Annotated in this window: 15 protein-coding genes; 10 read left to right on the forward strand and 5 right to left on the reverse strand. The window is 63.7% G+C overall.

The genetic code is table 11. The features are described 5' to 3' along the window. Positions 1 to 29 precede the first annotated feature (29 nt). From D769_RS00260 to D769_RS00275, 4 genes are read left to right on the forward strand one after another with little or no spacing between them, the layout of a single operon-like run. The gene (locus tag D769_RS00260; protein WP_081596754.1) at positions 30 to 668 is read left to right on the forward strand and encodes a paraquat-inducible protein A; all 639 of its coding nucleotides are present in this window, start codon (positions 30 to 32) and stop codon (positions 666 to 668) included. Further along, entirely contained in the window at positions 665 to 1,456 is a 792-nt protein-coding gene (locus D769_RS00265; protein ID WP_008640879.1) for a paraquat-inducible protein A, read from the forward strand. The genes D769_RS00260 and D769_RS00265 overlap by 4 nt, the downstream gene beginning before the upstream one ends. Beyond that, entirely contained in the window at positions 1,440 to 3,080 is a 1,641-nt protein-coding gene (locus D769_RS00270) for an MlaD family protein (RefSeq protein ID WP_008640880.1), read from the forward strand. The genes D769_RS00265 and D769_RS00270 overlap by 17 nt, the downstream gene beginning before the upstream one ends. Then, entirely contained in the window at positions 3,077 to 3,664 is a 588-nt protein-coding gene (locus D769_RS00275) for a PqiC family protein (protein ID WP_040010801.1), read from the forward strand. Before D769_RS00270 ends, D769_RS00275 begins: the two co-directional genes overlap by 4 nt. Before the next feature lie 4 nt (positions 3,665 to 3,668). On the opposite strand, the gene D769_RS00280 is transcribed toward D769_RS00275, so the two are convergent. Further along, complete coding sequence (locus tag D769_RS00280; protein WP_008640882.1) at positions 3,669 to 4,190, reverse strand: nucleoside 2-deoxyribosyltransferase; 522 nt, start codon at positions 4,188 to 4,190, stop codon at positions 3,669 to 3,671. Positions 4,191 to 4,632: 442 nt separating this feature from the next. Here D769_RS00280 and D769_RS00285 point away from each other — a divergent pair, with 442 nt between their 5' ends. The 3 genes from D769_RS00285 (at position 4,633) to D769_RS00295 (ending at position 8,640) form a co-directional block, all read left to right on the forward strand. Beyond that, positions 4,633 to 5,211: a fimbrial protein gene (locus tag D769_RS00285; protein WP_008640883.1), complete on the forward strand. Its 579-nt coding sequence runs from the start codon at positions 4,633 to 4,635 to the stop codon at positions 5,209 to 5,211. A gap of 91 nt (positions 5,212 to 5,302) precedes the next feature. After that, on the forward strand, positions 5,303 to 6,073 hold the full coding sequence (locus D769_RS00290; protein ID WP_040010802.1) for a fimbria/pilus periplasmic chaperone: 771 nt from the start codon (positions 5,303 to 5,305) through the stop codon (positions 6,071 to 6,073). A 2-nt stretch (positions 6,074 to 6,075) separates the two neighbouring features. Further along, the gene (locus tag D769_RS00295) at positions 6,076 to 8,640 is read left to right on the forward strand and encodes a fimbria/pilus outer membrane usher protein (RefSeq protein ID WP_040010806.1); all 2,565 of its coding nucleotides are present in this window, start codon (positions 6,076 to 6,078) and stop codon (positions 8,638 to 8,640) included. 203 nt (positions 8,641 to 8,843) lie between these two features. On the opposite strand, the gene D769_RS00300 is transcribed toward D769_RS00295, so the two are convergent. Together D769_RS00300 and D769_RS00305 are read right to left on the reverse strand one after the other, a co-directional pair. Further along, positions 8,844 to 9,638 carry a sel1 repeat family protein gene (locus D769_RS00300; protein ID WP_234819054.1) on the reverse strand — a complete coding sequence of 265 codons (795 nt, stop codon included), beginning with the start codon at positions 9,636 to 9,638 and terminating at the stop codon, positions 8,844 to 8,846. Positions 9,639 to 9,657: 19 nt separating this feature from the next. Beyond that, positions 9,658 to 11,766: a bifunctional 2',3'-cyclic-nucleotide 2'-phosphodiesterase/3'-nucleotidase gene (locus tag D769_RS00305; protein WP_008640891.1), complete on the reverse strand. Its 2,109-nt coding sequence runs from the start codon at positions 11,764 to 11,766 to the stop codon at positions 9,658 to 9,660. 269 nt (positions 11,767 to 12,035) lie between these two features. Between D769_RS00305 and modA the strand changes: the two genes are divergently transcribed. Genes modA through D769_RS00320 form a run of 3 tightly spaced genes read left to right on the forward strand, consistent with a single transcriptional unit; the run spans position 12,036 to position 14,278 of the window. Then, positions 12,036 to 12,812 carry a molybdate ABC transporter substrate-binding protein gene (modA, locus tag D769_RS00310; RefSeq protein WP_008640893.1) on the forward strand — a complete coding sequence of 259 codons (777 nt, stop codon included), beginning with the start codon at positions 12,036 to 12,038 and terminating at the stop codon, positions 12,810 to 12,812. 18 nt (positions 12,813 to 12,830) lie between these two features. Then, positions 12,831 to 13,547, forward strand: a complete 717-nt coding sequence (gene modB, locus D769_RS00315) for a molybdate ABC transporter permease subunit (protein ID WP_008640894.1) — start codon at positions 12,831 to 12,833, stop codon at positions 13,545 to 13,547. A gap of 8 nt (positions 13,548 to 13,555) precedes the next feature. Beyond that, positions 13,556 to 14,278 carry an ATP-binding cassette domain-containing protein gene (locus D769_RS00320; RefSeq protein ID WP_008640896.1) on the forward strand — a complete coding sequence of 241 codons (723 nt, stop codon included), beginning with the start codon at positions 13,556 to 13,558 and terminating at the stop codon, positions 14,276 to 14,278. Here D769_RS00320 and D769_RS00325 read toward each other — a convergent pair. After that, positions 14,248 to 14,787 carry a class IV adenylate cyclase gene (locus D769_RS00325; protein WP_008640897.1) on the reverse strand — a complete coding sequence of 180 codons (540 nt, stop codon included), beginning with the start codon at positions 14,785 to 14,787 and terminating at the stop codon, positions 14,248 to 14,250. The two genes, D769_RS00320 and D769_RS00325, sit on opposite strands and share 31 nt — an antisense overlap. 6 nt (positions 14,788 to 14,793) lie before the next feature. Continuing rightward, positions 14,794 to 15,600, reverse strand: coding sequence for a TOBE domain-containing protein (locus D769_RS00330; protein WP_008640899.1), 807 nt, complete (start codon positions 15,598 to 15,600; stop codon positions 14,794 to 14,796). Positions 15,601 to 15,665 lie beyond the last annotated feature (65 nt).

Below are 15,665 nucleotides of genomic sequence, written 5' to 3' on the forward strand. Positions count from 1 at the left end.
CGGCGTCGGCGTCCGCGCCGGCGCCGGACCTGCGCCACCTTGTGGCCTGCGAGTACTGCGACGCGCTCTATGAGCGTGCGTCGCTCGCGCCCGGCGAACGCGCCAACTGCCTGCGTTGCGGCAGCGAGCTCTATCGCGAAAGCACCCGCGCCTATCGCCGCCTGCTGCCGCTCGTGTTCACCGCCCTGATCCTGTTCGTGATCTCGAACACGTATCCGATCGTCGAAATGGACCTGAAGGGCGTACGCACCGAGACCACGCTCTGGGGCGCGGTGCAGGCGCTCTACTCGGACCAGATGACGCTGGTGGCCATGCTGGTGTTCGCCACGACGATCCTGTTCCCTCTCTCCGAGATGCTGATGATGTGCTACCTGCTGGTGCCGATGGCGCAGCGGAAGATGCCGCGCGGGTTCGACGCCATCGTGCGTGGCATCCGCCAGACCCGGCCCTGGGGCATGATCGAGGTCTTCATGATCGGCGTGCTGGTCACGCTGGTGAAGCTGTCGACCATGGCGGAAGTGCTGCCCGGCGTGGCGCTGTGGTCGTTCGGCGCGCTGGTGGTGGTGCTGGCCGCGATGCTGTCGTTCGATCCCCGCGACCTGTGGCATTACCTGGAAACGCCGGATGGGGATGACACCCCGCCCGGCGCGCAGGAGCCCACGCCATGAGCCAGCCATCACGCCCATCGCGCCCATCGCGCACGGCCATGGCACGCGACCAGATCGCGCGGTCACGGCGCGTGGCCGCCGATGTGATGGCGGAGCTGACCGACGACGACGAACGCACCCCGCTGGCGGAGGTACCCACCGCGTCCTCGCGCGGGTTGCTGTCGTGCCATGCATGCGACCTGGTGAGCCCCATCACGCTCGAAGGCGAACCGTGCCCACGCTGCGGCGCCACGCTGCACCGCCGCAAGCCTGCCAGCCTGGCGCGCACCTGGGCCTTCCTGCTGGCCGCGTACATCCTCTACATCCCGGCCAACCTGCTACCGGTGATGGTCACCGAGTCGATCCTGGGCGTGCAGCGCGACACCATCCTGTCCGGTGTGCTCTATCTGTGGCTATCCGGATCGCACATGCTGGCTGGCGTGGTGCTGATCGCGAGTATCGTCGTGCCGCTGCTGAAGATGATGATCCTGACGCTGCTGCTGATCTCGGTGCACATGAAATCGACATGGCGCATCCGCCAGCAGACCAAGCTGTACGGGCTGGTCGAAGTCATCGGCCGCTGGTCGATGCTTGATATCTTCGTGGTGGCGCTGCTGGCCTCGCTGGTGCGCGCGGGCGCGCTGGCCACGATCATCCCCGGCGCTGGCGCGCTGGCATTTGCCTCGGTGGTCGTGATGACCATGCTGGCATCGCTAAGCTTCGACCCGCGCCTGCTTTGGGACTCGCTCGAGACCCCGAACCCCTCTTCCATCGAATTGCCGGAATCCGACAATGCCCGATCACGATAGTCCCTCCCCGCCGCCGACCTCCGGTGGCGTGCCCCAGCCCGCGCGCAAGCGTCGCGCCCGCTGGCTGCCATCGCTGGTGTGGCTGATCCCGATTGTCGCCGCCGTGGTCGGCGTCTCGCTGCTGATCAACACGCTCGCCTCACGCGGGCCGGAGATCAACGTCACCTTCCGCTCCGCCGATGGGCTGACACCGGGCAAGACCGCCGTGCGCTACAAGGACGTCGACATCGGTCTGGTCAAGTCGGTGCGGCTCGCGTCCGATCGCTCGCACGTGATCGCATCGATCGAGCTGACAAAGGACGCCGAGAGCTTCGCCGTCAAGGACACGCGTTTCTGGGTGGTGCGCCCGCGCTTTGCGATCAGTGGCGTATCCGGCCTGGAAACGCTGCTCTCGGGCGCCTACATCGGCGTGGATGCCGGCAAGTCACGGGAAAGCACGCGCAACTTCATCGGTCTCGAAGTGCCACCCGTGGTCACCGCCGACGCGTCCGGTCGCCAGTTCGTGCTGCGCGCCCAGGACTTGGGCTCGCTCGATATCGGCTCGCCGGTCTACTATCGCCGCGTGCAGGTAGGCCAGGTGGTGGCGTACCAGCTCGACCCGAACGGGCGTGACATCTCGCTGCGCGTGTTCGTCAACAAGCCGTACGACAAGCTCGTCAATGGCGACACCCGCTTCTGGCACGCCAGCGGCGTCGACCTCAAGCTCGATGCGAACGGCCTGAAGCTCTCCACGCAATCGCTGGTCACGGTGCTGCTGGGCGGCGTGGCCTTCCAGGCACCGGACAACTCCACCGCAACGCAGCCGGCGGCCGAGAATACGCAATTCCTGCTGGCATCGGACCAGTCAGAGGCGATGAAAGAGCCTGAAGAGCTGGCGCCGGCGCTGGCGGTGCTGAACTTCGACCAGTCGGTGCGCGGCCTGTCGCCTGGCGCGCCGGTCGACTTCCGCGGTGTGATCGTGGGCCAGGTACGCTCGATCGGCATCGAATACCAGCGCGACAAGAAGGCATTCCGCATGCCCGTGGTGGTGGAGTTCTATCCGTCGCGCATGGGATTCCGAGAGCGCGATGTGTCCGACGAGGCCAAGAAGCGCAGCATCGTGCAGGGCCTGGTCAAGCGCGGCATGCGCGCGCAACTTCGCACCGGCAACCTGCTGACCGGTCAGCTCTACGTGGCGCTCGACTTCTTCCCGAAGGCGCCACCGCCGAAGGACCTCGACCTCAATGCAGCAATGCCGGAATTGCCAACCACGCCGGGCGCCTTCGATGAGTTGCAGGCCAAGCTTGGCGATATCGTCAACAAGATCGACAAGGTGCCGTTCGATCAGATCGGCCAGGATCTGCGTACCAGCGTGGTGTCGATGAACAAGATGCTCGACAACGCCGACAAGCTCGTGACGCAACTGCACGGCGATGTGGCGCCCCAGGTGCTCGCGGCGCTGCAGGATGCCCGACGCACGCTGAACGCCGCCAATGGCACGCTGGCATCGGACGCGCCGCTGCAGCAGGATACGCGCCGCATGATGCAGGAACTGACGCGCACGGCCGTGTCCCTGCGTGCGCTGACCGACTATCTCGAGCGCCATCCCGAGGCGCTGTTGCGTGGGAAGACGGAGAAGGAATGATGAAACGCTCGCTGATGCTTCTGGCGCTGGCCGCCGCGCTGCTCAACGGCTGCGCGTCGCCGGAGCCCCGCTACTACACACTCGCATCCACAGCCGCTCCAGCCGCCACGTCCCCGACACCCGGCACGCAGCCCATCTGGATCGAGGTCTCGCCGGTCCGGGTGCCGGAGCGCCTGAACCGCGCCCAGCTCGTGGTGGCCGACGGCAACGCTGGCGGCGTGAAGATGCTGGACCTGTCGCGCTGGTCCGCGCCGTTGCCGGACGAGTTGCGCGATGCGCTGTCACAGCAGCTTCAGGCGAAACTCGGTGCCGTGGATACTTATCAGCAAGGCCTGTCCGAAGTGGAGCCGGTCTATCGCGTGACCACGGAAGTGGTGCGGCTGGATGCGGACCCTGGCCAGCGCGCCAGCGCTTCGATCGCCTGGACCGTACGCCGCCTGCCCGATGGCAAGGTCCTGGGCGGCCGCACGGAAGCCGAGTTGCCCGCGCCCGGTCAGGTGGATGGCGTGGTGAACGCCTATCGCCAGATCGTCGCGACAACCGCCGCCGACATCGCCGCCGGCGTGCAATCGCTGCGCCGCTAAGGCGTCAATCCCTCCGGGCCGCCAGTTGGCGGTCCGCTTCGGCCATCGCGGCCAGGCACACTTCGGCATCCCCCGTCACCAGCCGCACGCTGCAAGCCAGCATCAGGTTCATCGACAAGCCGAAGTCCTCCACCACATAGCCGCGCGCATCGCGCGCGTTCCCGTCGGCATCGGTCCTGACACGCACGCGATCCAGCAACGTGCCAGCATCGGCCGCATAGCCCCAGACGGGCTTCTCCAGCGCCACGGCAAATCCAACTTCGAACGCAGTGCCGCTGTCAGGCTCCCCCGGCCCGCGGAAGTCGTCGAGATTCGCCATCACGACATCGGCGCGACGAATCAACGCGATGTTGGCCTCGTAGATCCATTGTGCCGTGGCTGACCCCGACAGCCCGGACGGCGCCGCCTTGTCCAGCGGATACAAGCCTTCGTAGCCATACCGCAGGCACAGCGCCTTCAGGTGTTCACCCCAGTCGCGCGCGTCCGCGCGGAACACATCAAAGCCAGCGAGATAGACCATCTTCATGGCACTTCCTCCATATGGAACGAACGAAAGAATAGCGCAGAGGTGTGCGTCTTTCATTTTTGTTCCGCGCGCGGAACAGATTTAGTGAAATTGCGGTTGACTTGTAATTCCCATATCGGCCGATCTTGAAGGCACAAGGAAGTTTCCTACCTTCCATTCATCGCATTTAGTCTGCACAGCAGCCATCGCCGACACAGTCAATCGGAACATTCCCAAGAAAATCGTAAATTCAAGATAAATACGATTAAAAGAATTCCTAAAAATCAATAGTCTTTGACCCTGTCAGGAAGACGCGACGTATAGCGATTTCACTCGCGAAATTCCGGGGATATCCGCGTGGAATGTGCGGCTTCTTATCCCGGATACAGCTGCCATCGCTCGCTATGCGGATCTCCGCGATTCGCCTTGACAGTCACTAATCACATCAATACATGAGGTCAAAGTGAAACATATTCGAACAAAGATCCTTGCCACATCCCTGCTGCTTGCCACGATGAGTCCGGCCGCGTTTGCCGTGGATGGCACGATCACCTTTACTGGCCGAGTCACAGGGCAGACCTGCACCATCTCTGGCAACGGTAGACCGGCTGGCGATTTCACCATTGTGCTGCCCACCGTTACTGCCTCGACGCTGAACACCGCCGGCAACATCGCGGGTCGCACGCCTTTCAATATTCGGCTCACAAACTGCAACCCAAACACCGGTAACGTGGCAGTTCACTTCGAACCCGGTGCGGCAGTGGATCTCGGCACCGGTCGCCTGAAAAACACGGTTGTCAACAGTCCCGCTTCTGGCAGCACCCCAGCAATTACTGGTGCATCGAACGTCCAGATCGGTCTGCTGAACAGCGATATGACCAACATCAACGTAGGGGCCGCGTTCGCCTCGCAGAACTCGCAACGTGTGGCCATTACAAGTGGTGCCGCAACACTGCAGTACTACGCCCAGTACGTGGCAACCGGCGCCGCCACACTCGGCACACTCCAGACTTCGGCGACGTATTCCATCGTGTACCCGTAAGTCAGGCCTATACCTGCCGGCATGCGCACACATGCCGGCACCTCCAGCCAGCCGGCTTCGAGCCGGCACCTCCTTCCCGTCGCCGTTCATCATGTTCAAGACTTCAAGTTGTCGCGCAGCCATTGCTGCCGTCCTCCTGGCAATGGTCACGCCTGAAACCCTTGCGTCCGTGGTTTTGACCGGGACCCGCGTCATCTATTCCGAGTCGGAGCGGGAAGTCAGCCTCAAACTCACAAATGAAGGAGATGCGCCCGCTCTAGTGCAGGCATGGATCGACGACGGCGACCCCAATGCGACGCCGGAGAACGCGAAGTCGCCATTCACGCTCACGCCGCCGCTGTTCAGACTGGATGCGAAGAAGGGCCAGACGCTACGCATCATTCAGATCCAGCAAGCGCTGCCCCGCGATCAGGAATCGCTGTTCTGGCTCAACGTTCTCGAAGTGCCACCCGTCGCATCCAGCAGCAAGGATCAGCAGAACTCGCTTCAGTTCGCCTTTCGGTCACGCATCAAGCTGTTCTTCCGTCCAACGGGATTACCCGGCGACGCGGACAGCGCGCCCACCAAGGTCACTTGGCGCTTCGCACGCAAGGATGACGGCCATCATGTACTGAGGGCAACGAATCCAACGCCGTACCACATCACCTACACAAAGGTCGAGGCAGCCGCTGGCGGGCATGTGTACAGCAATGATGCCGGAGCAATGGTGAATCCCGGCGGCACAGTCGAATTTGCCATGGATGACACGTCGCCAGTGTCCGGTGAACCAGCCCAGGTCAGTTACACGTTTATCTCGGACTATGGCGCCGGTGTATCTGGCATCCGCAATGCGAAGCCAATGCAGAAAGCGAAGGGACAATGACGATGCGGAGGCGGAAGCCACGCGCCTCGCGCGTTCTCGCTGTGCATTGGGTCCTGGCCGCCGCGCTGCCTACTGCGGTATTTGCTGATGAGCCGGGCAAGACAGCCACCGCCGCAGCCATCAAGTTCAATTCACAATTTCTGAAACGTTCCGATGGCACCAGCGTCGACGTCGACCGGTTTGCATTTGGCAACCCCATCTCACCTGGCGACTATCCGGTCGACATATACCTGAACGGATCTTGGGTTGGTCGAGAGACAGTGCGATTCCGGTCCCAGGACGAGGTCGTCGGCCCATGCATGGACCGATCGCTCATTACCCGGTTGAATCTCGACGAGCAGGCGCTGCCGCCCGCCAACCGCAATGCGATAGCGCATGCCGTCAGCGGGGAATGCACGCGTTCATCTGACATCTCGGAGGATCTCACCTGGTCGTTCCACCTCAATGACCTGCGTCTCGACATCGGCGTGGCGCAGGCTTTGCTGCGCCGCACGCCGCGTGGCAGTGTCAGCCCAGAACTCCTGGATGATGGCGTCCCGTCCGGGACGGTCGCCTACAATTTCAATACGTTCCACACCACTGGTAGTTCGCCTGGCACCTCTACCTACCTTGGCGTCGATTCCGGATTGAATATCGGTGCCTGGCACGTGCGGCAGCGCTCCTCGATGAGCTGGCAGCAGTCCATTGGCCAAAGCACCTACGACTACCAGAACATCGCGACCTATGTGCAACGGGACATATCACGTCTGCGTAGTCAACTTACCCTTGGCGATGCCTACACGGATGGGGCCGTCTTCGACAGTTTTTCCGTGCGCGGCGTGAATCTGGCCAGCGATGACCGGATGCTTCCCGACTCCGCGCGCGGCTATGCGCCACTGGTCCGAGGCGTCGCCCGCTCCAATGCGCGTGTCACGGTCACGCAGAATGGCAACAAGCTCTATGAAACGACCGTGGCCCCGGGACCGTTCGAGATCAAGGATCTCTACGCCACCGGTTATGGCGGCAATCTGCTCGTCACGGTGACAGAAGCCGACGGCAGCCAGAGCAGCTTTACCGTGCCCTATGCATCCGTGGCTCAGCTTCTGCGGCCCGGTATCACGCGGTACTCGGCCACGGTTGGGGAGTACCGCGGTGGCTCGCGCACGTCTTCCCGCCGCGAGAAACTGGTCCAGGGCACGGTGCAGCACGGGTTCAACAACTTCGTAACAGGCTATGCCGGGCTAGTCCTCTCGGAGGGTTATCAGGCGGGCATGGTCGGCGCGGCCTTGAATCTTCCCATTGGGGCATTCGCGCTGGATGCGACTCATGCCCGCGCCTCGATCGACCAGGTTGACAACACCAGCGGACAAAGCGTCCGCCTCAGCTACAGCAAGTTCGTGCCGTCAACAAGCACGAGTATGTCACTCGCCGCCTATCGCTATGCGACCCGCGGCTTCTGGACGATGAGCGACGCATTCACCGCCCGCGCCAGCGGTGGCAATGCCCGCGCCGTGGACCGCCAGCGCAGCCAGATCCAGCTCACGCTGAATCAGAGCCTCGGCGATCGCTGGGGCAACTTCTATCTCACGGGCACTTCCGCGGAGTACTGGAATCGGGGCGGTACAGCACTGATGTTTCAGGTGGGCTACAGCAACTCGCTGCGTGTGCTGGGGTTGCCGATGACCTACAACATCGCGGCCTCGCGCCAACGCGAGGCGATGACTGGCCGGTTCACCACCCAGGTCTTCGCCAGCCTCACCGTCCCGCTGGGCAAGAGCATCCACGCCCCAATGCTTTCATTCGGCGCTACGCATAACAGCGACAGCCAATCCTCGCAACAGATGCGGCTGAGCGGCACCGCACTCGAGGACAACGCCATCACCTATGGCTTGAACGTCGACCGTTCGCCGAACACGACCACCGGCGGCGGCAACGTACAGTACCGGACGCCTTACACCACGGTTTCCGCTTCTGTCAGCGGTGGCGGCAGTTACACGCAATATTCGGGCGGCCTGCAAGGCGCCCTGGTCGCCCACTCAGGAGGCATCACACTCGCCAACTACCTTGGCGACACCATCGGCATCGTCGAAGCAAAGGGCGCCACCGGCGCGCGCGTCGCCAATGCGACGGGCGTCAGGATCGACGCATTCGGCTACGCCATCGTGCCGTACCTCCAGCCCTACAACATGAACACGATCGAGATAGATCCACGCGGGATGCCGCTGGATGTATCGCTGGACGCGACCAGCACCCAGGTAGCGCCACGCGCGAACGCAGCGGTAAAAATCAAGTTCGCCGCGCTCAGCGGACGCTCCGTCATCATCTCGGCCAGCCAGCCCGATGGGGCGCCATTGCCCTTCGGCGCATCAGTGCTGGATAAGGACAATGCCGAAATCGGCGTGGTTGGCCAAAGCGGCATCATCTTCGTGCGTGGCATCGAAGACACCGGACGCTTGCAGGTTTCCTGGGGCACACACTCCGCACAACGTTGCGCGATCGAATATCAGCTGCCGGAGAAGGTCCGCAACGCGACGTCGTTCACGCAGATCCGATCGGTATGCCAGCCCAACACGAAGGCGGAATCGTGAATGTCGATACTGCGATCAGGTCGTACCAAATGTTGCCAACCATCGCGGCGACTCTGCTTGGTCCGATCACTATCGGCACGCTGCAATCGTTTCGAACTCGAACTATCGCGCGCGGCAACCTCTCCGGCCCATTGTCATTACCACGCTGACGGACACCACCACGCCGGGCAATCGTTCACCCCGAGCTAACGATCGCGGCAGGCTTACGGATTGATCGCCGGATGCTTCAGCGCATGCGCAGCCTCGGCCAGATGCTGGCGGTAGTTGCCCTCGTCTCGCGAGAGGCCAAGTTCTCCGCTGCGATAGGCCATCGCCAGCGCCTGAATCGAGGCCGGATGCTCGCGCTCGGCGGCGGCCTCGTACCAGGACACCGCAGTCGCATCATCACGCGGCACGCCATCGCCCTCACGGTAGGCGTTGGCCAGCAAGAACATGGCCTGCGCAACACCGCCGTCAGCAGCCACTCTGAACCAGTGCGCAGCGGCAGCCGGATCCGCTGTATGGCCGTAGCCACCGCGATAGAGCAGCCCCAGGTAATACGCTGCACCAACATCGCCCACCCTTGCCGCCGCGCCGAGTTCGCGCCATGCGACAGGCAAGTCCGTACGACCGGACGCCAACTCACCAAGCATCGCGGCCTTGCCGAGCAGGAACTGCGCGCGGGTGTGTCCGCTCGCTGCCGCCAGGCCAAGCCAGTGCTCCGCCTGCGCGCGGCTCTCGGTGTCTGTCCGGGACAGTAGTGTTTCACCGAGAGCCGCGCATGCCGCAACCTCGCCCGCCGCGGCCGCGCGCTGTAGTCGTGACAGTGCGGCGGCATCATTCGCCGAGGTCGCCATCAACTGCCATCGCGCGATCTCGCTTTGACGCACATCGGATTGCTGTCGCCACACGGCGGCGCCAGCTACCCCAGCCGCCGCAACGGTTACAGCCAGCGTGGCCGCCACAAACAGCGGGTGAATGCGAGGAAAGCGCCGCGGTACGGCCATAGTCGTTGGCATGGCGTGCATGGTCAGTCAATCACAAGCTGAGATCGAGCTTGTACTGCGACAGGTTCTTGCCGGACCCATCATCAGCCTTGTCGAGCGAGATATTGGTCAACCCAGCGTCGGTTGCCTGCTGCAGCATCCCGATACCCGAGCTGAACACCACCTTGCCCGTCGTGGTCACCTTGGTGAACTTCCAGCTACGCGCGCTGCCGTTGGCCACGCGTGTGACATTGGTTACCTTCTTGATGTAGCTGATCAGCACGTCGCGGTTGGCATCGGGCGAGGCATAGATCGTCTTGGTGCCATCGAGGCCCGGGAAGTTGCCGCCCCCGCTGGCACGATAGTTGTTGGTCGCCACGATGAAGTTCATCGCCGCGGTCACCGGCGTGCCCTTGTACGTCAGGTTCTTGATACGGCTGCCAACCGGCTGAGTCACGTCGATCTCATATTGCATGTCAGGATCGGTGAACATGTCGAAGTTGTAGCCCGGGAAGGTGCTGATCAACTGCTGGTCCGTCGTCTTGGCCGGGTCGATCTGGTTGAAGCGCTTGGCGGCGGTTTCCAACCACGCCTTCACCTCGTCGCCGTTGACCTTCACCGCATACACCGTGTTCGGGTACAGGTAGAGATCGGCCGCATTGTTGATGGCCAGGTTGCCGGACGCCACGTCGGTGTAGTCGCTGCCGCCGCCAAAGCCGCTCTTGAACGGGGCCGAAACCGACAGCACGGGCAGCGAGGCCAGCGCCGGCAGGTTCGCGGTCACGTAGTCCTTCACGTACGCAGCCTGCGCCATGTTGACGATCTGAATCGCGCCCGGATCACCCACGTCGGCGAAGTAGCTCGACATGCGGTAGTTGGTGCTGCCGATCGGCGTCTTCACGTACTGGATAGTTGCCTGGTGCTCGGTGTCGATCATCGGCGCCACGCTGGCGTCGGCCGTCACATAGGTCTTGTCGGCGTTCTGGGTCGAGCGCGCCTCCACGGTGGTCTTGGTGCGATCGACGCTCCAGCTCTTGCCGTCGTGGTTCAGCGACAGGTTGATCACACCCAGATGCTTGCCCCAGTAGTTGGCCATCACGGTCGGCACGCCGTTGACCGTGCCCTTGACCTTGTCCACGCCCGGCAGGTTGAACTGGCCGACCGTGCTGTTGGCATCCGGGAAGATCTGGTGCGAGTGGCCGATCAGCATCGCGTCCACGCCAGCCACCTTCGACAGGTGATAGCTGCCGTTCTCCATCGTCGGCGAGTAGGTCGAGTTATCGAGGCCACCATGCGAGATCACGACGACGAGGTCGGCGCCCTTGGCGCGCATCTCGGGAATGTACTTCTGGGCCGTTTCTACCAGACCTTCGGTGTAGACCTTGCCGTCGAGCCAGCGCTTGTCCCAGCTCAGGATGGCCGGCGGCGCGAAACCGATGATGCCAACCTTGATCGGCGCGGTTACCGTCTTGCCGTCCGGGCCGGTAGCCGTCAGCGTCTTGCTCAGAATCGCGTACGGCTGGAACAACGGCGCGCGCGTCTTGACGCTGTAGACGTTGGCCAGCACCTGCGGAAACTTCGGACCCGCGCATGTGGTCTGGGCGGTCGGATCGGGCAGACCGTCAACGTTGAACTTGCTGCCGGTGACCTGGCTCAGGTACTGCAGCCCGTAATTGAATTCGTGATTGCCGATGCCACCGCCGTCAAAGCGAGCGGCGTTCATCACCTTGTACATCGCCAGGGTCTCGGTGCACGAGACCGGCTTCACCAGTGCCTGATAGTCCGAGAGCGCGGTGCCCTGGATCGTGTCGCCGTTGTCGAGCAACAGGCTGTTCGGAAACTCCTGCCGCGCGGACTTGATCAGCGTCGAGACGCGCTCGAAGCCCAGCGACTTGTCTTCGGCCAGCTTGAAGTAGTCATAGCTCAGGACGTTGGTGTGGAGGTCGGTGGTCTCGAGCAGCGCCAGCGTGGACTTGGTACCTGCGACGATCGCCGCCGGGGTGTTGCCACCGTTGTTGCCGCCGTTGCCACTGTTTCCGCTATTGCCGCCGTTGTTGCCGGAGGTGGAGGACGAGGTGTCGTCTGAGCCGCAGGCGGCCAGCGCGGTCACCCCCACCAGCAAGGCCGCGAGCGTCGCGGCCTGGATGCGATGGAGTTGCATGTTTCGGGTTCCCTGATTGGATTTGTTTTGATTTTGGTTTTGGTGCAGCCACGGAATTGTCGGCAGCCGCGATGGCAGGAAAGTGGCGAAATCGCGTCATTCGTGTGACAGGCACCACGGATGTCAGCGTCATCAGGGAATGCACAAATCGCGCGCCGGACTATTCCAAATGGCTGAAGACCCTTATCCATCCGGGCAATTGACGGTGCGCTATATACCCGCTTATATTGCGCAAGGTAACAATCGCGCACACCGCACCCCTTCACGCCATGACCTTCCGCACCCTGCCCTTCCTGCGCCGCACCGCCTGCGTCGGCGCCGCCCTGGCCCTGACCGTCGCCGCACCGTCGGCCTTTGCCGCCGATCTCGTGGTCTCCGCCGCCGCCAGCCTGACCAACGCGTTCAAGACGCTGGCCGAGCAGTACGAGCACGCCCACCCGGATACCAAGGTGGTGCTGAATTTCGGCGCTTCGGACGTGCTGATGCAGCAGATCGTCAAGGGCGCGCCGGCCGATGTGTTCGCCTCCGCCGACCAGACCGCCATGGACAAGGCCGAGGCCGAGAAGGTCGTGCAACCGGCCAGCCGCAAGGACTTTGCCGCCAACCAGGTAGTGCTGATCGTGCCGCAGGACAGCAAGCTCGGCATCGGGTCGCTCAAGGACCTGACCCGCGCCGACGTCAAGCGCGTGGCGTACGGTAATCCGTCGTCGGTGCCGGTGGGCCGCTATACCAAGGGCGCGCTCGAAGCCGAGGGTCTTTGGGATGCCGTGGCGGCCAAGGGCGTGCCGGCCCAGAACGTTCGCCAGAGCCTGGACTACGTGGCACGCGGCGAAGTCGACGCCGGCTTCGTGTTCGCCACCGATGCCGCGATCATGCCGGAGAAGGTCAAGGTGGCGGTGCGCGTGCCGAATCGCACGCCGGTCACCTACCCCATCGCCGTCACCACGCAGACGAAGCAGGGCCAGCAGGCCACCAGCTTCGTCCAGTACGTGCTGTCGGCCGAAGGCCAGGCCGTGCTGGCCAAATTTGGATTCCAGAAACCGTAACAAGGTCTGATTGCTGTCATGGATGCCGTCTGGGTACCGCTGCTGCTGTCGCTCAAGGTAGCGGGCTGGGCCACGCTGCTGAACGCCATTCTTGGCGTTGCGGCCGCCTATGCGATATCGCGCTGGCGCTCGTCCGCGCGTGATGTGGTGGATGCCATCCTGACCCTGCCGCTGGTTCTCCCGCCCACCGTGCTCGGCTACTACCTGCTTGTGCTGGTGGGCCGGCGCGGCGTGTTTGGCGCTTGGCTGGACCGGATCGGGATCGAACTCGTATTCACATGGCAGGGCGCGGTGCTGGCGTCGACCGTGGTCGCATTCCCGCTCGTGCTGAAATCCGCGCGCGCTGCGTTCGAAGGCGTCGATCACCAGCTCGAGAATGCCGCCCGCGTGCTGGGTGTATCGGAGACCGGCATCTTCTTTCGCGTCACGCTGCCGATGGCGCTGCGCGGCATCTCCGCCGGCGTGGTGCTGGCGTTTGCGCGGGCACTGGGCGAATTCGGCGCCACGCTGATGGTGGCCGGCAACCTGCCGGGCCGCACCCAGACGCTCTCTGTGGCCATTTATGAAGCCGTGCAGGCTGGCGACGACAACACCGCCAACCTGCTGGTGCTGGTGACGTCGGTCACATGCATCGTGCTGTTGGTGGTGGCTGGCCGACTGGTGCCGCCCGCCGCGCGTGGCGTTGGCGAGGTCTACGAGCGACGCGCTTTCCGGCGCGAAGCCGTGGGCAAGTGAGGCCCGCCATGAGCATGCAGATCACCATCCGCAAGCGCCTGGTGTCGCGAGATCGCCAGTTCGCGCTCGACATCGGATTTGAGTCGGACAGTCACCGTATTGCGATGTTCGGACCCTCCGGCTCTGGCAAGACCCTGACACTGCGGGCCATCGCCGGGTTGCTGGCGCCGGACAGCGGGCGCATCGTACTCAACGGACGCACGCTGTTCGACAGCGAATCCGGCATCGACCTGCCCCCCCAGGAGCGCCGCGTGGCGTACCTGTTCCAGGACTACGCGCTATTTCCGCATCTGACCGTGGCGCAGAACATCGCGTTCGGCCTGAACCACGGCTGGCGTAATCCCCGGCGGCGCGAGTTGCCGCCAGAGGCCGCGCACTGGGTCGATGCCTTCGGCTTGCGCGAGATCGTGAATCAGTATCCGTCCGAGATCTCGGGCGGTCAGAAGCAGCGCGTGGCGCTGGCCCGCGCGCTGGCGCCCAAGCCGGATATTGTTTTGCTCGACGAACCGTTCTCGGCGCTGGACCCGGCGCTACGGACGCGTATGCGCGAAGAACTGCTGTCGCTGCAGGCGAACCTCGATGTGCCAATGGTGGTGATCTCGCACGATCCGCAAGACGTCGAGATCCTGGGCGACCACGTGCTCGAGATTCGCGAGGGCCGCATCTTCGGCAGCGGCACCGGCAAGCGGCATCCGCCGGTCTACGCGCCCCTGCCCGCGCACGTGGCCTGATCCGCAGTCAGCAGATCGACATAGGCGCCTTCGATCAGAGCGTCATGGTTCACGCCCAGCCGCGCCATCAGTCCATGCGCCTCGGCCACGCCAGCTTCCGCTGGCTCGCCTTCGCGCAGCACCACTTCCAGTTCCAGAAAGTCGCCCAAGCCTTCCACGCGATCGAGATGCACGCGCGTGCGACCGACGAGGAACAGTGTCCGCACCTTGCGCACGCGTCCACGCTCGCCGTGGGCCGAGACCAATGCGGCACGTAACGTGTCGGGCGAGGCCGTCGGGGACAGGATGTAGAAGCTCTCCTTCGGCCCCGTCTGGTCAGGTCGGGAATAGAAGATCAGTTGCCCTTGATCGGCACTGAACGCGCGCAGCTTGAGCCTGCCGTTCGGGCACGGGAAGAACGTGTCGTCCTGCTCGATCAGTTCCGGGCCATGATCCGCGACGGCGGCGGCGCGCGGTATCAACGCCTCGACGCTGGCGATGCGTGCCTTGATTTCGATATTGCGTGCCATGCTGCTTTAGCCCACTGTCCCGAGGATCACGCTCGAAGCCTTGAAAATGGCCACCGCACGCGTGCCCACCTTCAGATCGAGTTCGGTCACCGCTGCATTGGTGATGATGGCCGCGACCGTGCCGCCGCCATCGAGATCGAGCACCACCTCGGCATTGACTGCGCCCGGCTGCACGCGCGAGACCACGCCCGGCAACTGGTTACGCGCCGACAGCCGCACGTTGGGGTCGGGCAGACCGATCATCACCGACGATGCCTTGACGAGCGCGAACGCCTCGGCGCCGGCCGCCAGGCCCAGGGTCTCCACGCTCTCGTGCGTGATGGTGGAAACGACGTGCTGGCCACCCGGCAGCGCCAGCGTGACTTCATCGTTGACGGCCCCGCCGCGAATTGCTTCCACGCGGCCGAACAGCTTGTTGCGCGCACTGGTCTGGACCATGAATTTCCTCATCAGGTGAAGGTCGTCGGCATCCGCGTCGCTCAATGCGCTCCCGACCTTGTCAAGGTAGGCGACGAAGCGGGCGTGCTCGGCCTCCATCGCATGGTAGGTACGAATCAGGCGCTCGGCGCGTTCGGTCAGTCGGGTACCGCCCCCGCCCTTGCCGCCAGCCGCGCGCGAGACGAGCGGCTCGCCGGCGCTGTTGTTCATGGCGTCGATGGCATCCCAGGCGGCCTTGTAGCTGATGCCGACGGCGCGCGCCGCGGCCGTGATCGAACCATGTTCGCCAATGGCAGCCAGCAGCGCGATGCGGTCCTTGCCGCCCCAATCATGCGTGCCGGCGCGAAACCAGATCGCTCCCTGGAGTTCGAGCATGTGCTAACGGTGTGGGAAGTGAAAGATAGCGTATGGTACCGCCAGCCGACACCGCGCCGATACCG

The organism is Cupriavidus sp. HMR-1, from assembly GCF_000319775.1.
Lineage (GTDB): Bacteria > Pseudomonadota > Gammaproteobacteria > Burkholderiales > Burkholderiaceae > Cupriavidus > Cupriavidus metallidurans.